This window comes from Aquimarina acroporae (genome assembly GCF_023195925.1).
GTDB lineage: Bacteria > Bacteroidota > Bacteroidia > Flavobacteriales > Flavobacteriaceae > Aquimarina > Aquimarina acroporae.
Genome location: NZ_JALPRE010000012.1, coordinates 55,898 through 77,520, shown reverse-complemented (window position 1 = coordinate 77,520; position 21,623 = coordinate 55,898). Strand labels below are relative to the sequence as shown.

At 35.0% G+C, this 21,623-nt stretch carries 16 protein-coding genes; 14 read left to right on the top strand and 2 right to left on the bottom strand.

The window, feature by feature from the left end:
• Window positions 1-150: 150 nt before the first annotated feature.
• The 14 genes from M0D21_RS17650 (at window position 151) to M0D21_RS17585 (ending at window position 19,391) form a co-directional block, all read left to right on the top strand.
• Window positions 151-1,440 carry a polysaccharide lyase family 7 protein gene (locus M0D21_RS17650; RefSeq protein ID WP_248332016.1) on the top strand — a complete coding sequence of 430 codons (1,290 nt, stop codon included), beginning with the start codon at window positions 151-153 and terminating at the stop codon, window positions 1,438-1,440.
• 174 nt (window positions 1,441-1,614) lie between these two features.
• Complete coding sequence (locus M0D21_RS17645; protein WP_248332015.1) at window positions 1,615-2,328, top strand: FadR/GntR family transcriptional regulator; 714 nt, start codon at window positions 1,615-1,617, stop codon at window positions 2,326-2,328.
• A 157-nt stretch (window positions 2,329-2,485) separates the two neighbouring features.
• Entirely contained in the window at window positions 2,486-4,822 is a 2,337-nt protein-coding gene (locus M0D21_RS17640; protein WP_248332013.1) for a polysaccharide lyase 6 family protein, read from the top strand.
• Between the two features lie 13 nt (window positions 4,823-4,835).
• Window positions 4,836-7,094, top strand: coding sequence for an alginate lyase family protein (locus M0D21_RS17635; RefSeq protein ID WP_248332011.1), 2,259 nt, complete (start codon window positions 4,836-4,838; stop codon window positions 7,092-7,094).
• Between the two features lie 25 nt (window positions 7,095-7,119).
• Window positions 7,120-7,464, top strand: a complete 345-nt coding sequence (locus tag M0D21_RS17630; RefSeq protein WP_248332010.1) for a cupin domain-containing protein — start codon at window positions 7,120-7,122, stop codon at window positions 7,462-7,464.
• Window positions 7,465-7,942: 478 nt separating this feature from the next.
• The gene (locus M0D21_RS17625; RefSeq protein ID WP_248332009.1) at window positions 7,943-11,059 is read left to right on the top strand and encodes a SusC/RagA family TonB-linked outer membrane protein; all 3,117 of its coding nucleotides are present in this window, start codon (window positions 7,943-7,945) and stop codon (window positions 11,057-11,059) included.
• Window positions 11,060-11,075: 16 nt separating this feature from the next.
• Window positions 11,076-12,509, top strand: a complete 1,434-nt coding sequence (locus M0D21_RS17620; RefSeq protein WP_248332008.1) for a RagB/SusD family nutrient uptake outer membrane protein — start codon at window positions 11,076-11,078, stop codon at window positions 12,507-12,509.
• Between the two features lie 18 nt (window positions 12,510-12,527).
• On the top strand, window positions 12,528-13,532 hold the full coding sequence (locus tag M0D21_RS17615) for a PKD domain-containing protein (protein WP_248332007.1): 1,005 nt from the start codon (window positions 12,528-12,530) through the stop codon (window positions 13,530-13,532).
• 15 nt (window positions 13,533-13,547) lie between these two features.
• On the top strand, window positions 13,548-14,441 hold the full coding sequence (locus tag M0D21_RS17610) for a polysaccharide lyase family 7 protein (RefSeq protein ID WP_248332006.1): 894 nt from the start codon (window positions 13,548-13,550) through the stop codon (window positions 14,439-14,441).
• A 207-nt stretch (window positions 14,442-14,648) separates the two neighbouring features.
• Window positions 14,649-15,350, top strand: a complete 702-nt coding sequence (locus M0D21_RS17605; RefSeq protein WP_248332005.1) for a FadR/GntR family transcriptional regulator — start codon at window positions 14,649-14,651, stop codon at window positions 15,348-15,350.
• A gap of 218 nt (window positions 15,351-15,568) precedes the next feature.
• Window positions 15,569-16,834, top strand: coding sequence for an MFS transporter (locus M0D21_RS17600; RefSeq protein ID WP_248332004.1), 1,266 nt, complete (start codon window positions 15,569-15,571; stop codon window positions 16,832-16,834).
• A 25-nt stretch (window positions 16,835-16,859) separates the two neighbouring features.
• Window positions 16,860-17,621 carry an SDR family NAD(P)-dependent oxidoreductase gene (locus M0D21_RS17595; RefSeq protein WP_248332003.1) on the top strand — a complete coding sequence of 254 codons (762 nt, stop codon included), beginning with the start codon at window positions 16,860-16,862 and terminating at the stop codon, window positions 17,619-17,621.
• A gap of 87 nt (window positions 17,622-17,708) precedes the next feature.
• On the top strand, window positions 17,709-18,713 hold the full coding sequence (locus M0D21_RS17590; RefSeq protein WP_248332002.1) for a sugar kinase: 1,005 nt from the start codon (window positions 17,709-17,711) through the stop codon (window positions 18,711-18,713).
• Window positions 18,714-19,391 (top strand): bifunctional 4-hydroxy-2-oxoglutarate aldolase/2-dehydro-3-deoxy-phosphogluconate aldolase, encoded by a 678-nt coding sequence (locus tag M0D21_RS17585; RefSeq protein ID WP_248332001.1) that lies wholly within the window; start codon window positions 18,714-18,716, stop codon window positions 19,389-19,391. It abuts the gene before it with no gap.
• A 190-nt stretch (window positions 19,392-19,581) separates the two neighbouring features.
• Here the strand turns inward: M0D21_RS17585 and M0D21_RS17580 are convergent, their stop codons facing one another.
• Both M0D21_RS17580 and ilvA read right to left on the bottom strand, forming a co-directional pair.
• Entirely contained in the window at window positions 19,582-20,136 is a 555-nt protein-coding gene (locus M0D21_RS17580; protein ID WP_248332000.1) for an outer membrane beta-barrel protein, read from the bottom strand.
• A gap of 208 nt (window positions 20,137-20,344) precedes the next feature.
• A complete protein-coding gene (gene ilvA, locus M0D21_RS17575) occupies window positions 20,345-21,610 on the bottom strand; it encodes a threonine ammonia-lyase IlvA (protein ID WP_248331999.1) in 1,266 nt (421 codons plus the stop codon).
• Window positions 21,611-21,623: the final 13 nt, after the last annotated feature.

The following is a 21,623-nucleotide window of genomic DNA, read 5'->3' as shown; positions in this document are numbered from 1 at the left end:
AAACAAAACGCTAATCGAAATATCAACTACGCATATTTTTAACTCTTTTTTTGTTAAATATTCAATTTTAATTTGTGAAAATCAACAATTTAATATAAATTGGTTGACCAATTTAAAATCATATTTATCATTTAACACAAACTAATTATTATGGAAAACTTTAAAAAAGTATTTAGCTATGGCCTATGCTTAATAGCATTTACTTTACTCACTAATTGCACCACAGACATTGAATCTGTAGAAGACGCTGCTCTACTAGAAGAATTAAATGATCAAAAACAATCACTATCTAAATTATCTATATCATCTGTTTCTGCAAATGGTGATGACGGTAACGTTCCTGCAAATACCTTAGACGGAAATTTAAATACCAGATGGTCTTCTTTAGGGAGAACAGGAAAATATATTACCTATGACTTAGGATCTGTTCAAAATATTTCCAGAATCAAAATAGCATGGTTTAAAGGAAACCAGCGAAAAGCATTTTTTAAAGTTAGAGTAGGGAATTCTACTTCAAGTTTATCAACTGTTGTAGATCGAAAACAAAATGGTAGCAGCGGTAATACAACGCAACTAGAAACTTATGATTTCAATCAAGTGTCTGCTCGTTATGTAAGAATTTCAAGTTTTGGTAACTCCAGTAATGACTGGAATAGTGTTACAGAAGTTGAAATCTATGGCAACGGTTCCAATGGCGGTGGTAATCCTCCCCCTCCTCCTTCAGGCAATACACCTTATGATTTGTTAGGTCTCCAGAACTGGAAATTAAATGGATTAGAAGGTTCTAAGTCGAATAATAATTACGTAGACCAAATCCCCAATTTATCGTCCTATACAAATTCTGACTGGTTTTTTCTTGAAAACGGTTGGAGCATCTTTCAAGTGTGGTCTGGCAGTGATACCTCATCTGGATCTGGCAACCCTAGAATGGAACTAAGAGAACTAACTGCCGATGGAGATAACAATATCTTTTGGGATGGAACCACCAGTAAAGAACACCGAATGAAATGGAAAGTACGAGTTGATCGTTTACCAAGTTCAGGAAAAGTATGCTTTGGTCAGATTCATGATAAAACAGATACCTTCGATGATGTTATTAGAGTTCAATGTCAAGGATCTGCAAACCAGACCAGCGGTTCGGTAAAAATGAGAATTAATGGATATGTAACCGAAGTATTAGAAGGTGGTGGCAAGACCGTGGGTAACTTTAACCTTGGTGAAGAAATGTATCTAGAGCTAACATATCAAAACAAGATTGTCAAACTCTACGAGCTCAACAGCAGTGGTAATAGAATTAGAACCATTTATACCTCAAAAAGTGTTTCAGCTAAACAAAACTATTTTAAAGCTGGGAACTATTTGCAATCTATGAAAGGAAAGAGTTACAAAAGTTCTGATTATGGAAGAGTTGCAATACAAAAACTTGACGTATTTCACTAAAAAACCTTAACATAAATACTGCCTCATAACATCAAGGCCATTTAGAAAAAAATCTAAATGGTCTTATTTTTTTCTAAAAAAACTACTCTATTTAAAATTATTTAATAGTTTTAAGTTAGTTTTTATGTTAAAAACACATTTTTTCAAATATACCTACGTAAATTTTGAATATTTATGAGCTTGAATGTCAGTGCAAATATTGAAAAATCAAAGAAACCAAAAATCGATGTTGAGGAAGTGATCATTTCCAAAATCAAAGAATTGATCAACACCAAGCAGCTGGAACCAGGTGATCGACTTCCTGCAGAAAGAGATCTAGCCATAAAATTTGGTGTATCGAGAAATCAATTGCGTCAAGCTATTCAAAAATTAGAGTTTTACGGACTCGTAAAAAAATATCCTCAAAGTGGCACAAGAGTTTCAAACATTGGGGTTACCGCATTAAACACAATGATGTCGGATATTTTACAACTTCAAAAACCTGACTTCAAATCGCTGGTTGAAACTAGAATTATTCTGGAGACTAATGCTGTTCAATTGGCTGCAACCAGAAGAACAGAAAAGCAAATTGAAGAAATTCAAAAGGCACATGAAGCCTATAAAATAAAGGCATTAAAGGGCATTGAAGCGGTAGAAGAAGATTTGATGTTTCATATAAAAATTGCAGAAGCTAGTAACAATAGTGTTATTAACTCTCTAATGCTCATCATTACTCCAGAAATTATCACCTATTTCAGAAAAAACAAAGTGTGTAATAAAGAGGAGAATCATTCTCTTATTGAAGAACACCAGGCAATTATGAATGCGATTGTAGAAAAAGATGCCGAAAAAGCCGTACTCCACCTAAAAGATCACTTTAAAGATTTATATAAATATTGCAACCAATAATATGGTCTGCACGGCTTATATAAGCTGATCTTAATAACAATATCGATCTTTTTTAACAAAAAGAATTCATTTATTTCAAAAAAAACCATCAGTTTTTCTTGTACAATCAATTTATATCTTTATTTTTGGTTAACCAATTTGGTTAACCAGATTTATTATGAAAAACATCACTCCACTTTTCGTCTTACTCTTTATACTTTTTTCTTGCTCCAAAGAAAAGAAAGAACGGCAACAACATTCTGTAGTTAAAACAATTCAAGATTTTCAGGAGGCAGTTAAAACAGCTCAACCCGGAGATTCTATACTATTAGCAAAAGGTATTTGGAAAGATGCTGAATTACTTTTTGAAGCTAAGGGAACCCCAGAAAAACCGATAACACTTACAGTTGAAGAAAAAGGAAAAACCACTTTAGAAGGTGCGTCTTATTTGAGAATGGCAGGAGAACATCTTGTAGTTAGCGGGTTGGTTTTTCAAAATGGTTTTACTCCTACTTCAGAAGTAATTTCATTTAAAAAAGACAAAAAGAATTTTGCTTCTAACTCAAGACTTACAGAATGTGTCATAGACAATTACAGCAATCCTGAAAGAAGAGAGCAGGATTATTGGATAGGGATCTATGGGAAAAACAACCGAATTGACCATAACCATTTCGAAGGAAAAAGTAACCTAGGTGTGACCATGGCTGTACGCTTAAATTCAAAAAAATTCATTGAAAACAATCATCGCATAGATCATAATTATTTCGGCCCCAGACAAACTCTTGGTTCAAATGGCGGAGAAACACTACGCATCGGAACAAGTCATCATTCCCTTAGTAACTCAAACACATTAGTAGAATATAATTATTTCGATAGATGTAGCGGCGAATTGGAGATCATTTCTAACAAATCCTGTCAAAATACATTTCAGAATAATGTTTTTTATGAATGCAGAGGTACGCTTACTATGAGGCACGGAAACGAGACTCTAGTAAAGAACAATATATTTATAGGCAATAAGGTACGAAGCACTGGAGGTATTCGAGTGATCAATGGTAAGCAAACCGTTGAAAATAATTATGCCATTGGCCTTACTGGTTATCGCTTTGGAGGTGCCTTGGTGGTTATGAATGGAGTTCCCAATTCACCACTTAACCGATATTTTCAAGTTGCAGATGCAAAAATAAAAAACAACACTTTTATTAATTGCGATTATATACAATTGTGCGCAGGAAGCGACAGCGAAAGAAGCGCAACTCCCATTAATTCGGTTATGGAAAACAACATTTTCTATAACGAAGAAAAAAATGACATTTTTACCGTTTATGATGATATAAGTGGTATACAATTCAACAACAACATTATCAGTTCTAACACCAAACCTATTAGTCCAACTGGTTTTACTCAACAATCTCTTAATTTAAAAGAGCAACAGAACGGATTGCTTCTACCCGATAACAGTTCTTTAAATGCTGGAGCAGAATTACTCAAAGACATTCCTACAAAAGAAAATACTGGACCATCTTGGTATACTAAAAAAGAAAAAAATGTAACTTTTAATTCGGGTAAGACAATTCAAGTAGAACCTGGGCTTAATACACTCGTTGATGCTATTAAAAATTCTACTCCTGGAGATATCATACAACTTACTTCGGCACATGGATATCAGGTGTCTAAAACCATACCTATACTCCACCCTATTACGGTTACTTCATTTCTTGAAAAATCTACCATCACTTTTGAAAAAAAGTCACTGTTTGACATACAAAATGGAGGAAGTCTTAAATTAAATAAATTAATATTTGATGGTCATGAAGCTCCAGATTATTCGGGGAATTCTGTGATAAGAACCAGCAAATATTCTATGAATAAGAACTACAAATTATTGGTTAATGCATGTGAATTTAATGATTTAAATATTAACCATTCTTTTGACGCGATTAAGGTTTATAAAAACACGGTTGCAGATACTATAAGCATTACCAATTCTATTTTCAAAAACATATCTGGTAATGTCCTTGCTCTTGATAAAGAAATTGGGGAAAATGGGATTTTTAATGCTGAATTTGTAATTCTTGAAAACAATATTTTCGATCAAATCGATGGGGCAATTTTAAATTTAGTTCGTGATGGAAAAGATGAAAGTACTTTCGGGCCGTTTTTAAACTTTAATCATAACCTAATCAACAATGTGGGGCATGGAAAAAGAAATACGAATAAGAAAGCAATCACTCTGGTTGGAGTTCAAAATGCTGTAATAAAAAATAGTATTTTCAAAGATAGTAAAGGAGTTCAAATGCACTTGGTAGTAGGAGGCCCGATAGCCAAAATACATCATAACAACTTCTATAATTCTGAAAAAGTGATCGTAACAGGGGATCAACCTTTCGATATGCATACACTATGGTCCATAGAACCAAAGTTTGAGAATAACGATTTTCATAAGTTACATGAAACATCTAAGTTACTTGGAAAAGCAGATGATAAACTCAATCCAGGAATTGTCCTTAACTAAACACTTCGTCAAAATGATTTCGTTAAACACAAAAGGAAGGTCACTATTATCTGTTTTTGTTTTACTATTGAGTTTACAGATAACTGGGCAGGATCACCCGGGTTTAATCCTTACTAAAACCGGAGTAGAAAATATTAAGCAACACCTAGGTGCGATTCCTATTTTTGATAAAACATTAGCTGAATTCAAAAAAGAAGTAGATGCAGAAATTTCTTCTGGAATTCACGTTCCTATTCCAAAAGACATGGCGGGAGGATATACCCATGATCGACACAAAAAAAACTGGAGTATATTATATAAATCAGGAGTATTATACCAACTACTCAATGACACCAAATACGCTAAATATGTATTGGATGTATTGAAGGAATATGCAAAAATGTATCCTACCCTTCCAAGACATCCCCAGGAAAGATCTTATGCAAGAGGAAAAATTTTCTGGCAGTGCCTTAACGATGCCAATTGGTTGGTATATGTTAGCCAGGCTTATGATTGCGTATACAATTACATTAGCAAAAAAGATAGAACGTATTTAGAGAAAAATCTATTCATCCCATATGCTAATTTTCTGTCAGAAGAAACTCCGCAGTTTTTCAATCGCATTCATAACCATAGTACCTGGGGCAACGTAGCAGTTGGAATGATAGGCTTGGCTATAAACAATGATGAGCTTGTCGACAGAGCTTTATACGGTTTGAAAACAACAAGTTTAGAACCCGACATGAAAGATAATGATGGAGGTTTTATTATTTCTGAAGACCAAAAGTCAGGGTTTCTAGCAAACCTTGATAGTCCTTTCTCTCCAGACGGGTATTATACCGAAGGACCTTATTATCAGAGATATGCGATGTATCCATTTATGATATTTGCACAAGCATTACAAAACAAAAAACCTGATCTCGACATTTTCAAATATAAAGACGGTGTTTTAATAAAGGCAGTTTATGCGTTGCTAAATCTTACAGACACGCAAGGAGAGTTTTTTCCACTTAATGACGCCCAAAAAGGAATGTCATACTTTTCAAAAGAATTAGTTTCTGCCGTAGACATTGCTTATCATTTTGGTTCAAAAGATAAGCAACTACTAAGTATTGCCGAAAAACAAAATCGAGTGCAATTAGACGAAACAGGTCTAAGCATAGCACTGGGAATCAAGAATAAAAAATCAATTGAATTTCAAAAAAAATCATTGGAACTAAAAGACGGCGCCGATGGTCGTGAAGGTGGAGTTGGAATTTTACGATCAGAAAATTCACAACTTGAGCTTATTATGAAATATAGTGCCCAAGGATTAAGTCATGGACATTATGACAAACTCTCCTTTTCATATTATAATAAAGGAGAAGAAGTAGTACAAGATTATGGCTTAGCTAGGTTTGTAAATATTGAACAAAAAAATGGAGGCGGATATTTAAAAGAAAATAAAACCTGGGCCAAACAAAGTATTGCTCATAACACCATTATTCAGGATCAAACTTCACATTTTGGTGGGAAATACGAAATTGGGAGTAAACATCACTCAGAAAAATTCATTTTCGAAATTGAAAATCCAAATTTCAAAATCGTAAGTGCAACAGAAGAGAATGCATATCCAAATACCAAACTTCACAGAACCATGATTATGATTGAAGATGAAGATTTTGAAAACCCATTATTGATTGATATTTTTAAAGTATCCTCAAACACCGAACATCAATATGATCTCCCATATTATTATAGAGGACAGATCATAGATACTAATTTTAACTATGACATCTCCCCCAGCCTAAAACCTTTAGGAACCAAAAATGGATATCAACATTTATGGTTGCAAGGAAAAGGTACCATAAATGATCCTACAAAAACGATACAAAATACTTGGCTCTTAGCAAATACATTTTATACGTTATCTACATTAAGCCATGCTAATGATGAATTTTTATTTACTAGAATTGGTGCAAATGACCCAAATTTCAATTTAAGAAGAGATCCCGCATTTATATTAAGAAAAACGAAGGCCAAGGATAACGTATTTATCTCAACCATAGAAGCTCATGGAAGCTATAATGCCGTAACAGAGATTGCAAAACATTCATCTAGTTCAATTCAAGAAATCAGAAAACTCAAAATTGACGATGATAATTATGTTGCCTGTACCATCATATTAAAAAATGGGAAACAACATACATTTATTTTATGCACCTCAAACAACACTAAAAGCGCAAAGCATTCTATAAAAATAGATGCAAAAACTCTGCAATGGACTGGCCCCTACTACTACTTTAAAAATTAGTAAACAAACATAAACATATAGCAAAATGAAAAGTTTCGGATCAAGCGATGTATTTATCAAAGGAAATGAAGTGACATGGGAAACCGTGGGAGAAGGCGTAAAACGTCAAATCATGGGATATGATGACAAAATCATGCTAGTGCATGTGAAATTTAAAAAAGGGTCAGAAGGTCCTATACATGATCATCATCACTCACAAGTTACCTATGTACAAAGCGGTGAGTTTGAAGTAAGTATTAACGGTGAGAAAAAAATTCTTAAAGGAGGTGACTGTTTTTATATCCCACCACATGCACCCCACGGAGCCATCTGTCTGGAAGATGGTGTGTTAATTGACGTATTTAGCCCTATTAGAGAAGACTTCATGTGAACTCTATTTGTGCGCTAATATTTTTTAAGAATTGTCTTTCATATGAAAAATCAAACTTCAAATTGACAATTCCTGAAAATTTTAACATTTAAATTGACAATTAATTTTTGTTTAACATTTAAATAATATATATTTGGTAAACCAATTTGGTTATCCAATTTGGTTTACCAGTAAAACACAAGTCAATTATTCAAACCAAAAAACAATCAAACTATACATTATTATGAAACTATTCGAGTAGTAAAAGCAAAAAAGGACAGGTGCACGCCTATCCTTTTTAAATTACTTCTTATCGGAGGGAAGTAATACTTAACACATGATCTATATTCATCACATGCCTTGCAAAAATACTAAATTTTAATAAAACTGTAGGTTATGTGATTCGTAAAAGGGGAATAGGGAATACATCTTCTTTATTTATTCTTCATTATGATATCTACCGATATCTATCTCATTGTAGAAACATAACATATTTAAAATGAATTTTAAAATTAAACTAATCTTTACTGTCTTGGTTTTGTTACAGATACCACTGCTTGCACAGGACAGTTATTTACTTTCTGGAAAGGTTACCGACGATAAAGGGTTACCTATCCCAGGAGTAAACGTAATTATAAGCAATACTACCAAAGGAGCATCTACCGATTTCGATGGATTATTTCAAATCGAAGTTAAAAATGATGATGTACTTCAAATTTCTTATATAGGATACGTTGCACAAACTATAGTCGTTTCCGGACAAAAAAATGTAGAAGTAGTTCTTGTAGAAGACTCTGCGGTACTTGATGAAGTTGTTGTTATTGGTTATGGAACGCAAAAGAAATCATTACTTACAGGATCTATTTCTAAAGTCGTTAATGAAGACTTAGATCAAATAGCAGTTTCAAGGGTAGATGAAGCTTTGATTGGTCAGGTTTCTGGTGTAAATATTAGAAACTCTGAAGGAGAAGCAGGTTCTGCGCCTACTATTAGAATTAGAGGGGTTGGATCAATAACCTCAAATAACGGACCACTTGTTGTAGTAGATGGTGCTGTTGTAGATTCAGATTTTTTGACCAACTTAGACATGAACAATGTTGAATCTTTTGAAGTATTAAAAGATGCTGCTTCTGCCGCTATCTTTGGTTCAAGGGGGTCAAATGGAGTAATACAAATTACTACCAAAGAAGGTAAAGAAGGTAAAGCCAAGTTTACTTATAACACCTTTACCGGGATTAAAGAAGGAAGAAGAAGTGATGATTATGATATAGATTTTCAGGCAGAATTAGCCAGAGAACGTCAAATAACAGGCGGACTTTCTTTAGGAAGTCAATTTAGACAATTCATTAATGCCGAAAACGACTGGCAAGATATAGTTTTAGACGGAGGAACTATTCAGAGTCATAGTTTTAGTGTTCGAGGAGGAAACAAAAAAACAAAATATAATGTTAACCTTAGTTACGTTTCTGATGAGGGAGTATTACTTACCGATAGCTTTGAAAGATACCAGGCTCAATTAAAACTAAGCACCAAGGTTACAGATAACCTAAAAATCGGAGCTAGCTTCTCCCCTTCTTATTCAAAGAGAAGAAGGTTCAGTGCAACCGGACTATATGATGTTGTGCGCCAACCATCCTGGGTACCTACACGTTTAAATGAATTTAATATCAATCTTGTAAACAGAGTTCGTGATGGTGGTAGATATGCAGATGCTCAAATTGGAGATTATGTCCTACAGAGAATGTTCGACGACTACCAGTATCCTGCTGGTGCCACAAGTATATTTGATGCTTCTGGTAATTTTCAAGGTGTTCCAGTTACAAGTGGTGTAGATATTAGTAATACCAGTAACATTAACCCTCTTGCAAAACTATTAGAACGCAGACGTTTTGAAAATAGATATAATTTCTATGGGAATTTATATGCAGATTATAAGTTTACCGATTACCTGAGCTTTAAATCGACATTTACTGCTACCTACGAAAATAGAATAAATACCGATTACCAAGGTATAAATAGCTCAAGAAACGGAGCTGCAGCAGCAAGCGCATCATATGACACTCGAAGTCGATACGCTCTTATTTCTGATAATATTATAAGTTTCAACAAGATATTTGGAAAACATAAAATAAGTGCTATCGCAGGGGTATCTTTAGAAAATAGATTTTTTGAAGAGTCTCAAATAGAAGCTAGTGGATTTACCTCAGACTTAATACCAAATGTTGGTGGAGGCTCTATCATTAACGATGCAACAGCTTTCGAATATGAAAATTTCTTAAATGGGTTTTTAGGACGGGTAATTTACTCTTATGACGATAAATATCTGTTCAATGCCAGTATCAGACGTGATGGTAGTTCAGTTTTTGGTAGTGATACGAAATATGGAAATTTCCCGGCAGTATCTGCTGGATGGGTAGTGTCGAATGAAAAATTTATGGAAAATGCCGACTGGGTTAACCAACTAAAATTTCGGGTTAGTTATGGTGTCACAGGTACAAATGCTTTAAATGGTGATTTCTTAACCGAAAATTACCCTTCTCTAGCATTACTTGAGCCATCAAGTGCTGTGGTCGATGGCGCAATTACCAATGGTTTTGATCCTGTAAATATTCCTAATGCACTTCTTCAGTGGGAACGTTCAGAAGAAATTAACCCTGGGGTAGATTTTGGATTCTTCAATAACGCTATTTCAGGTTCTGTAGACTATTACAAAAGAACAAGTGACGAATTACTTTTAGACAACCCTGTATCGGGAACTACAGGTTTTACCTCAGCATTGGTTAACCTTGGTACCGTAGAAAATGAAGGATTCGAAGTAGAACTACGTACAAGAATTATAAGCACTCCTAAAGTTAAATGGGAAGCTACTGTGATAGGATCATACAACAAGAACACTTTAGTTGATTTTGGAGATTCTAATGGTCAGGTAGTAAACACTAATGATGGAAGTAGATTGGTAGAATGGATTAACCTAGTAGGCCAGCCTATTTCATCGTTCTATGGTTATGTATTTGATAGAGATATTCCTTTTGAATTCTTAAATGATCCCTTTAGACAAGTTGGTAACAGAACACAGTTTGCTTATGCCAAAGATTTAAATGGTGACGGTCTTATTGATGAAGATGACAAAACTATTTTAGGTGACCCGTATCCAGATTTAATTTGGAGTTTTGGTAACAATGTTACTATTGGAAACATGGACTTTAGTTTTCTATTTCAAGGAAGTCACGGCGCTAAAACCTATAACTTAGGAGATCAGTACATTTTTGACTTCTTCAACAGTAATACTGTAGATTTTGACAGATCTATTACACCAGATCAGGAGTTTTTAGTACAACGTATTTTTACCAGTCAACTGGTTCAAAATGCCGGTTATGTAGCCTTAAGAACAGTAACTTTAGGATACAATTTCCCGAAAGAGGTTACTTCAAATTTAAATTTATCTAATCTGAGGTTATATGCCACTGGACAAAATCTATTGTTTATCACGGCAGATGACTATACGGGTTGGAATCCTGAACATGTACGCGAGCTAACACCTTTAACTTTTGGTTATCAAAGAGGAGGTACGCCAATACAAAGAACAATTACATTAGGAGTAAATGTTGAATTTTAACACAAAAAATGAACTCATGAAACTTATAACAAAATATTCATTATTGTGCTTGACCCTTCTCCTGTGGTCTTGTGATTTAGATACAGTTCCTGAATCTGCTACTACTGTAGATAGTTTTTTCAACGATGATGAAGAGATAACGGCAGGAATAATAAATATATATGACGGTTTACAAGGTAGTAACCCTTTAGAAGGTGATGGAGGATTTAACAATCCACATTTAGCTATTCAAATAGAATATCAAATGGCCGAAACCTTAAGTGATAATTCAAGAACCAAAAGTGGGTCTCCACAAGGATTTGATTTTGAAACTTTTACTGTTACACCCGAAACCGCAGCGGTTATTACCTATTACAGAAGTATGTACAACATTATTTTTAGGGCCAATTTGGTGCTGGAAAACCTTGAAAATGCTTCTAGCGGTAATGCTAATAAATTTGAAGCAGAAGCTCGTTTTCTAAGAGCCTACGCTTATTTCAATTTGGTTCGTTTTTATGGAGATGTTCCTCTGGTTGATAGAGTGATAGGACCACAAGAGACCGAAATTGCATTTACCAGAGTCGATGAAGATTTGGTATACGATCTAATTGTAAGTGATCTGCAATTTGCTGTTGATAGCGATTTAGATAACAGTTTCAGAACTAGAGCATCAAAAGCAGCAGCTCAAACGTATTTAGCAAAAGTTTATTTAACGTTAGGCACAAATTATCTGGAAGCGCAACGTCTACTTGAAGATGTAATGACTAGTGGTGATTATAGTCTTGAACCTAATTTCTTAGATATATTCTATAATGAAGCTAATGATGAAACCATATTTGCTGTAGGATTCGACGATACAATTGTAGATGATAGTCAAGGTTTTTCTGCAGAATTTCTTGATGCTGTTGGCCGTGGTACCGGTTCAAATTATGCTACGGCAGAATTAGTAGCAGCGTTTGATGCTTTTGGTGGTAACCGAGGACAATTTAGTTTTAGAGAAGATCCGGGAAATCCTGGTTTATTTCAAACCGTAAAATTTTTACCAATAGTTGATGAGAGTGTGGGAGTTACAACTGCTCCAGCAAATCCTAGAATTGCTGGTAATGATTGGATCATTACCCGTTATGCAGATGTACTGCTTCTGCATGTCGAAGCTATTCTTGCTGGTGGGCTAGAAACCAGTGCTCCGGCGGCAATAGCTTCGTTTAGTGCTGTCCGTCAGAGAGCAGGAATAATGGACCCTGTAACTAGTATAACCAAACAGGAATTAATGGATGAAAGACGTGTAGAATTAGCTTTTGAAAACCACCGTTTTCTAGATTTAAAACGTTTTGGTGTAGCGCAAGAGGTGCTATCGGCGTTTTCAACTTCAAATAGTTTTGATTTTCAAGCTACCGATCTATTATTACCAATTCCTGGTGCAGAAATCGCCATTAGCCAAGGATTGTTAAAACAAAACCCCGGATACTAAAGAAAAAACAGTAATGTCATGAAAAAAATAAGTTTAAACAAAGGACTAATATCAAAAACCAGTAAGGCTATACTTCTGGTTTGTACAATGATATTTCTTTCTTGTGAGTTCGTAGACGAATTGCCCGAAGCAAACTCGATTGCAGATGAGACTCCTCCAAATGCATTTTTCACTTTTACCAATGGTGTAGAAATCGAAACCTTTACTCAGGTAACATTTGCAAATCAATCAGATAATGCAACCTCATACAGCTGGGATTTAGGAGATGGAAATACTTCAACCGAAATAGATCCTGTAAACACCTATCCGGGAGAAGGTTCGTATACTGTTACCTTAACGGTTTCAGATGCTTTAGGTCAAACTTCTACATATTCAGAAACTATAGAGTTAATTGAACCAGAAGCTCCGGCCGTTCCAGATCCAGTATTACTAAATGTTGATTTCAACAGACTCCCAAAATCGTCGGGATCTGATTGTACTTGCTCTGGATGGATTAATAAGAGCGTTGGTGAACAAGGTGAATCTAGTAGCGGTAATGGTTCAGATGTTATTAAACTAGATAATGCAGAGCCAGATCACGCTTATCAGGAATTTGCTGTTGTTCCTAATGCAGATTACAGAATTGAAATACCTGTACAATTTCAATCAGATCAAACAGGAGATTTACCAACTCAGTTAGAAGTGAGAGTTTTGGCTGGAGAAGGTTATGTAGATGGTTATACCCCTGTGTATTATACCGACACTGTTGAAATTCCTCAGGATGACTTTGGATATACTTCTATTCCTCAAATTGAAGAAGCTGGCAATAACCTGATGGTTGAAGTGGTCGATAACCCTAATAATACAGAATATAGGCTATACACATTTTTCTTCAATTCTGGTGCCAATGATAGTGTTGCGCTATTTATTAGAGGAATTGGAAATTCTGGACCAGAAGACCCTGCAGATTTTGCAATGTATGGCTACTCTAGTGGTGATGAAGAATTACGCGTCGATTCTGTAACCATTACTGCTGTTAATTAAAATGTAATTGAGAAAATGAAAAACATTCATAAAAACATATTACCCCTTTTGGTAATAATATTTATATCTGTTAATGCTACTGCCCAGGCCCAGGGTAGTAGCGTAACAGATTTGAATGTTAAAAAAGAAAGGAAGAAAAAGAAAAAGAAGTACAGGCTACCTAAAATAGACTTAAGTAATTGGAAAGTAACACTACCGGTAGGTAAACCAGACGAAGTTTCACCTCCCGAAATTTTGGATTATGCAAATAATGAAATCCTAAAAAAGTATATGTATAATGATTCTACAGATGGATCACTCGTATTTTATGCATTTCCGAATTCAAAAACTGCAAACACCAAATATTCGCGATCTGAATTACGTGAACAAATGGTACCAGGTGATAATCATACCAATTGGACATTTGCACAAGGAGGAACAATGAAGGGGAAATTACGAATGGGTGATATCTCTAGAGATAAAAATGGAAAATACCATAAAACCATTATCATGCAAATTCATGGTAGACTTTCTAACGATCAAAGGGCATTAATCGGTAAAAAAGACAATGACGCCCCTCCAATATTGAAGATCTATTGGAAGGATGGAAAAATAAGGGTAAAAACAAAAGTGTTAAAAGACCCTAGTATGTCGCAAAAAGAAATACTAAAAAAGAACTCTTGGACCGACGATAAAGGATTTACATTTAAAGAAAAAGTAGATTTCAAAAAATTCACCTTGGAAGTAAGGGTTACCAAAGGTAAAATGATTATTGCCTTAAATAACAACGAATTTGTAACCTATGATGATCATAATATAAGTAGATGGGGTGTATTTGAAAATTACTTTAAAGCTGGCAACTATCTCACTACTCAGGATCCCGATGCTTATGCTAAAGTGAAATATTATAGCCTTGAGGTAACACATTAACACCAACTAAAAAACTAAATGAAAATAGTTTTGAATTAGCCAATATGTTGAGTTTGTTACCCTTTCTATACTAAAGGGTAACAAACCCAAAATATGAATAAGAAAAATTAAAAATAAAGATATAGAAGGCTTTTGTAGTACACGATAAATTTAATAAATTTGGAAAACCAATCTGGTTAACCAATTTAGATAATACTCTAAACAACCATGAAGTTAGAAATTTTAAAAAATGAAAATCACGACATTCAAAAGAAAATAATTTCTAAGATTCGGGATTTGATCAACCATAAAAATCTTGAACCTGGAGATAAACTTCCTTCAGAAAGGACTTTATCTGAGAAATTTGAAGTGAGCCGTGGAAATATTAGAGAAGCCATTCAAAAATTAGAGTTTTATGGTCTTCTAGAATCCATCCCCCAAAGCGGTACTTTTGTTGCTAACATTGGCGTTACCGCCATGAATGGCATGATCGAAGATATTTTAAGATTAGAAGAACCCGATTTTAAGTCTTTGGTTGAAACCAGGATTTTATTAGAGTTAAAAACTGCACAGCTTGCAGCAATGCGTAGAACGGAAGAAGATTTACAAGAGATAAAAGACGCTCTTGACGCCTACTCAGAGAAAGTGATTAATGGAGAAGATGCCGTACAAGAGGATTTATTGTTTCATTTAGCTATCGCAAAAGCAAGCGGAAACAGTTCAATGAATACATTCATGCTAATCATTACACCGGGTATTATTACAAATTTTGAAAAGTATCATGTTTGTGACAAAAACCAGGCTTTTTTGGGTATTCAGGAACATACAGACATATATGCTGCAATTCGAAGTCAAGACCCAAAACTGGCCAAAGAAAAAATGAAAGCACATTTTAAAATACTATATCAATATTGCTATAACCAAAAATAATTAACAACCAAAGAAGGTAAAATTGCACGCTTTTATCTTCTATTAAAAAAATTAGGAGGGATAGTACTTAGATCATATAAAGAGAAAAAAGGATGCAGACAATGGCTTGTCCTCTACTACTACTTATCATTGGTTTTTGTATTAAAAATTTGAATTCTAGATACGTATCTATTTGATCGTCATATTTCTTATTATCTCTATTATAACTCAACAAAACTATGAAAATAAAAGGATTACGATGGTGGATTATTGGGCTGGTATGTCTAGCAACCATTATCAATTACATTGATAGATCTGCTCTAGGAATCATGTGGCCAGAAATGAAAAAAGATTTAGGGCTTACAGAAGAAGATTATGCCTGGATTATCAATATTTTCACCATTACCTATGCCGCCGGAAAATTCATCTCAGGTTGGGTTTATGACAAAGTTGGCACCAAAATTGGATTTGTCTTATCCATATTCTTCTGGTCTTTAGCTTCATTACTACACTTTTTTGCTAGAGGACTAGCTTCCTTAGGTTTGTATAGAGGTATATTAGGAGTCTCAGAAGCAGGAAATTGGCCAGGAGCAGTGAAAAACAATGCCGAGTGGTTCCCTATTAAAGAAAGAGCTGTAGCTCAGGGAATATTCAATGCTGGAGCTGCTATAGGATCGATTGTGGCCGCACCAACCATCGCTGAACTTTTTGGAGCATATGGTTGGAGATGGACATTTATTATCATCGGTGTAATCGGGTTCATATGGATTATTCCCTGGTTAGTATTCAATAAAAAACAACCCAAACAACATCCTTGGATTACAGATAAAGAAAAAGATTATATCTTATCAGACCAAGAGACTACAAAACAAGGCGAAACAGATAAAGGGTTACCTCTATTTAAAATACTTCAATTTAAAGAAGCATGGGGTATACTTGCTTCACGTTTCTTTATAGAACCAATCTGGTGGTTATTCGTTTTTTGGATGCCTATCTACCTAAACAAAGTATATGGCTTTAATGTAAAAGAAATAGGACTTTATGCGTGGTTCCCATATGTAGGCGCTGCCATTGGTAGTATTGCAGGTGGATGGTATGTACAAAGATTAATGAGATCATTAAGTCTTGATAAAGCCAGAAAACGTGTGATCGCTATGGGAGGAGCTATTATTTTTGTTGCCATTTTAGGTGCCATTCTATTTGCAGATACTCCTATGAAGTTTGTCTCCTTCGTATTTATCGTATTATTTGGTTTCCAGTTTTCTATTAGTAATATTCAAACACTATCAAGTGATTTATTAAAGAGTAAATCTGTAGGGGCTCTTGCAGGTCTGGCAGGAACCATTGGAGCTATTTCGGTGGCAATTATGAACTTCATCATACCCAAAATAACCAAAGTGTCTTACACTCCAGCTTTTATTATACTGGCTGTTTTAGCACCATTGGCGGTATTATCAATATTCGTATTAATCAAAGAGATAAAACCTTTAAAAGAAGAAAAATAAAACAACTAAAATAAATTATTAGAAAATGAACTTAAATGGAAAAGTAGCCATAGTAACCGGGGCTACCGGTGGAATTGGTTTCGGTGTAGCAAATAGATTAGGTAAAGACGGGTTTACTGTAATCTTGAATGGTATAGAAGATGATAAAGGAGCTGAAAGAGTAAAAGAGCTTGAAGCCGAGGGCATAACAGCAGAATACTATGGTTTTGATGTAACTAATGAAGATGCTGTTAACACTAGTATAAAAGCTATAGGAGAAAAATATGGTAAAATCAATGTACTAGTTAATAACGCAGGTGGATTAGGTGGTAGATCTAGATTTGAAGAAATGACTACCGAATTTTACCGGGGTGTAATGGCTCTAAACCTCGATTCTACCTTTTTTGCGTCAAGAGCTGCTATACCTTATCTAAAAAAAGGAGAAAATTCAACTATTATAAATTATTCTTCCAATGCTGGATGGACGGCTGGTGGACCTGGAGCTGGAATTTATGGGACCTCAAAAGCTGCAGTACATGCAATTACCAGGGCTTTGGCAAAAGATTTGGCAGAGTACGGTATTAGAGTAAATGCTGTGTCACCTGGAACCATCGATACTCCTTTCCATGCACAGATTAAATCAACAAAACCTGAGGTTTTTGCTTCATGGAAGAATAACATTCTTCTCGGAAGGTTAGGACAACCTGAAGATGTTGCCTCTGTAGTTTCCTTCCTGGCAAGTGACGATGCAGCTTTTATAACTGCCGAGACTATTCAAATTGGTGGAGGTCAAGCATTAGGAATTTAGTTATAAATTTAAAGTATTAATATAAACCAATGAAAAATGAGCTTAAAACACATTTTTCATTGGTAGTCGACTATAAAAAACCCGAAAATGAATAAAGTAGTAACCTTTGGAGAAATTATGATGCGTATTGCTCCATTGGGTAATAAAAAACTAAAACAGTCAAATCAACTAGAATACTACTTTGGAGGTACCGAAGCTAACGTTGCTATATCTCTTTCTCAACTAGGTAATAGCACCCAACATGTGAGTGTCGTATCTGATGATTTTATAGGAGACGCTGCCAAAAGTTATCTTCAAAAATTTGGAGTAAACACTAGTTCAATACTATTTTCAGAACACCCTCTTGGATTTTACTTTCTTGAGACCGGAGCTGTAATGCGTTCAAGTATCATATCGTATAACAGGTCTAATTCTGCTTTTAGTCATATCGATCCCAAAATAATAGACTGGAATACGATTCTTGAGCATTGCAACTGGTTTCATTGGACTGGTATTACTCCAGCTCTTTCAGAAAATGCATATCAAGTTCTTAAAAAAGGACTCGAAATAGCAAATGAAAAAGGTATACCTATTTCGGCGGATCCAGCGTATCGAAGTAATCTTTGGAAGTATGGTAGAAATGCTAAAAAAACCTTAAATGAATTAGTAGGGCTATCAAGTATTTTTATAGGTGGTCCTAATGAAATTAATGAACTCTTAGGCACCTCATACTCCTATACCAATGAGGATTTTTTGAAGAGTAGTAAAAAGCTTGTTCAAGAACACCCAAACATTGCCAAAATTTTTGATAAAACTCGTGTATCGATAAATGCGAATTGGCATAAAATAAGGGCTAGAATGTGGAATGGAGATACATTTGAAGAAACAGATGAATTTGAAATAACTCATGTTGTCGATCGCATTGGCACAGGTGATGCTTACGCCTCAGGATTGATTCATGGGCTGTTACACTACGACGATACAAAAGCACTTCAGTTTGCAAACGCATCCTGCGCCTTGAAACATACTATTGAAGGTGACGCTAATCTTGTCTCAGAAAAAGAAATATTAAACGTGATAAACGGTAATTTAAACGGTAGAATAGTAAGATAAATGGCTAGATTTAAAAGAATAGAAGTTGTACAAAAAATGGGAGAAACAGGTTTGGTTCCATTATTTTACCATGAAGACTCTCAAATAGTTAAAGCCGTTATAAAAGCATGCTATGAAGGAGGCGCCAGAGCATTTGAGTTTACAAACAGAGGGGATTATGCACATGAAATATTTTCTGAAGTGTCTAAATGGGCGGCTCAGGAATTTCCAGATCTAATACTAGGAATAGGTTCAATTGTAGATCCCGGTACTGCTGCGCTATACATTCAGAATGGTGCTAATTTTATAGTATCTCCAATTCTTAATCCTGAAATTGCCAAAGTATGTAACCGAAGAAAAATTGCATGGCTCCCAGGCTGTGCAACCCTTTCTGAAGTTAATTATGCTGAAGAACTTGGTGCCGAAATTGTAAAAATCTTTCCTGGAGCTCAAGTAGGAGGCCCAGATTTTATTAAAAGTATAAAAGGACCTTGCCCTTGGTCTGATCTCATGCCTAGCGGAGGAGTTTCTCCGGAAAAAGATAATCTAACACATTGGTTTACTGCAGGAGCATTTTGCGTAGGTATGGGATCAAAACTTACCGTTAAAAATGCAGATGGAAATTACGATTACGCAAAAATTACTGATCTAACTAAGATTTCTATGCAAATTATAAAAGATGTCAAAAAAACGTACTAATCTTATATGTTGTGTTGTTATGTAAGTAAACCTATAAGCATTAGCGTACTCTTGACAAGTTTGATTTTCACTTTTGTTGTCAAAAACCCCTTGTAACTGTGTTACGAGGGGTTTCTTTTAGTATAAATTGTAATGATAAAAAGGATGATGTAGGTAATCATCTTTTTTTACCTATTGAGAAACTGTTCTATTAATTTCCTCCAAAAGTAAATAATAGTCCAAGATTAAAAGCGATATCGCTTACCGTAGCATCTCCGGTCTTACCCGCATTCAAATAAGTGGCATTTACATTAAGTACTCCGTACTTAAATCCTAACGCAGGACGAAACGCAAAGTTCGATGTACTTGCTGCTAACTCAGCATTAGTACCATCAACTTCAATAGCTCCAATGGTAGCCAGACCCAAACCAAGACTACCATATGGTCTAAATCCAGATTCTGTGAAGTAATAACGTCCATTAATCATATAACTACCTACTGCTACATTACCAATTTCTGCACTTGGACCAGCACCATCAACAAGGTCTGCTCCAACAAGGAAATCACCTGAATACATAAGAGAAACATCAATATTATCGGTAACTCCATATCCAACTTCTAGGTGTGCAGAAAGACCTCCGTCGGTAAAATCTGCAACATCTCCAGAAGGAATCGCGTACCCTACTCCAAATCCAAGCTTAACTTGAGCATTTACAGATGTTAATCCTAGTAATGCAACTGCTGTTAGTAATAAAATTTTTTTCATAATAGATTTAGGTTTAATCGTTAAAGTGCACGAATATATCGATAAAAAACACATTTTAACAATTTTTTATACTAAAAATTCATCAATAAAAACGTAAAGCGTTAGCAAACAAACGATTACATTTGTATTGTTTTTACTTGTAAATAATAATATTTCCTTAAAAATTATAGTTTGAAAGTGATTTATGGAAAGATATGATACTTAAAATTTATACCAGAAACTGGAATAAGTCTGGTTTGTCATTAAGGTAATCACCGAAGAAATTCAGTTTTTTCATTCTCGTAATGAGAGGCTCCAGATCGTTTTTATCTTTTAATTCTATTCCAACTACGGCAGGACCATTTTCTCTGCTGGATTTTTTAGAATATTCGAAATGGGTAATATCATCATTTGGTCCTAACACTTCTCCTACAAATTGTTTTAGCGCTCCTGCGCGTTGAGGAAACCTTACTATAAAGTAATGTTTCAAATCCGCATATAGCAGTGCTCTTTCTTTAATTTCTGCCGTACGAGTAATATCATTGTTACTCCCACTAATAATACACACTACATTTTTTCCTTTAATTTTATCTTTATAAAACTCCAGAGCTGCAAGCGTTAGTGCCCCGGCTGGTTCAACAACTATCGCATCTCTATTGTATAAATCTAGAATAGTTTGACATACAAGCCCCTCTGGCACCGTATACATATCAGACAAGTGTTCCTTACAAATTTCAAAATTGAGATCTCCTACCTTTTGCACGGCAGCACCATCTATAAACTTATCAATATCAAAAATTTCAGTGTTTTTGTTATTTCTTATGGAGGTTAACATTGAAGGCGCTCCTTTAGGTTCTACACCTATAATTTTTGTTTTAGGAGATAGTGCTTTCATAGCTCCACATAAGCCAGATGCCAATCCACCACCACCAATAGCCACAAAAACATAATCAATAACAACATCACTTTGTTTAAATATTTCCAAACCTATCGTTCCTTGACCTTCAATAGTCTTAGGATCCTCAAATGGATGTACAAAAGTTTTACCTTCTAACTCACAGGCTTTCATAGCTGCCTTAGAAGAATCATCAAAAGTATCCCCTTCTAAAATTATATCAACATGCTCACCTCCAAACATTTTGGTTTGCGCTACCTTTTGCGAAGGTGTAACCGATGGCATGTAGATAGTACCTCTTATACCTAAATGGTTACAAGCAAAAGCAACACCTTGAGCATGATTTCCTGCACTTGCACAAACCACACCTCGTTTAAGCTCTTCTTCAGAAAGGGAGCTAATTTTGTTAAAAGCGCCTCGGATTTTGTAGGATCTTACGCGCTGCAGATCTTCTCTTTTCAACAAAATATTGGCCTGGTACCTTTTTGAATACCGTATACTATTCATCAAAGGGGTAACCATAGCTACTTCATGAATTGTTGAAGCGGCTTTTTGAATATCTTCTAGCTCTGGAAAGTACGCAGTGGTTACTGTACTCATAACTTATTTCTCC

Bases quoted from the DNA above. Each gene is read 5' to 3' on its own strand.
- M0D21_RS17650 (WP_248332016.1), top strand. From the start codon at position 151: ATGGAAAACTTTAAAAAAGTATTTAGCTATGGCCTATGCTTAATAGCA.
- M0D21_RS17645 (WP_248332015.1), top strand. From the start codon at position 1,615: ATGAGCTTGAATGTCAGTGCAAATATTGAAAAATCAAAGAAACCAAAA.
- M0D21_RS17640 (WP_248332013.1), top strand. From the start codon at position 2,486: ATGAAAAACATCACTCCACTTTTCGTCTTACTCTTTATACTTTTTTCT.
- M0D21_RS17635 (WP_248332011.1), top strand. From the start codon at position 4,836: ATGATTTCGTTAAACACAAAAGGAAGGTCACTATTATCTGTTTTTGTT.
- M0D21_RS17630 (WP_248332010.1), top strand. From the start codon at position 7,120: ATGAAAAGTTTCGGATCAAGCGATGTATTTATCAAAGGAAATGAAGTG.
- M0D21_RS17625 (WP_248332009.1), top strand. From the start codon at position 7,943: ATGAATTTTAAAATTAAACTAATCTTTACTGTCTTGGTTTTGTTACAG.
- M0D21_RS17620 (WP_248332008.1), top strand. From the start codon at position 11,076: ATGAAACTTATAACAAAATATTCATTATTGTGCTTGACCCTTCTCCTG.
- M0D21_RS17615 (WP_248332007.1), top strand. From the start codon at position 12,528: ATGAAAAAAATAAGTTTAAACAAAGGACTAATATCAAAAACCAGTAAG.
- M0D21_RS17610 (WP_248332006.1), top strand. From the start codon at position 13,548: ATGAAAAACATTCATAAAAACATATTACCCCTTTTGGTAATAATATTT.
- M0D21_RS17605 (WP_248332005.1), top strand. From the start codon at position 14,649: ATGAAGTTAGAAATTTTAAAAAATGAAAATCACGACATTCAAAAGAAA.
- M0D21_RS17600 (WP_248332004.1), top strand. From the start codon at position 15,569: ATGAAAATAAAAGGATTACGATGGTGGATTATTGGGCTGGTATGTCTA.
- M0D21_RS17595 (WP_248332003.1), top strand. From the start codon at position 16,860: ATGAACTTAAATGGAAAAGTAGCCATAGTAACCGGGGCTACCGGTGGA.
- M0D21_RS17590 (WP_248332002.1), top strand. From the start codon at position 17,709: ATGAATAAAGTAGTAACCTTTGGAGAAATTATGATGCGTATTGCTCCA.
- M0D21_RS17585 (WP_248332001.1), top strand. From the start codon at position 18,714: ATGGCTAGATTTAAAAGAATAGAAGTTGTACAAAAAATGGGAGAAACA.
- M0D21_RS17580 (WP_248332000.1), bottom strand. From the start codon at position 20,136: ATGAAAAAAATTTTATTACTAACAGCAGTTGCATTACTAGGATTAACA.
- ilvA (WP_248331999.1), bottom strand. From the start codon at position 21,610: ATGAGTACAGTAACCACTGCGTACTTTCCAGAGCTAGAAGATATTCAA.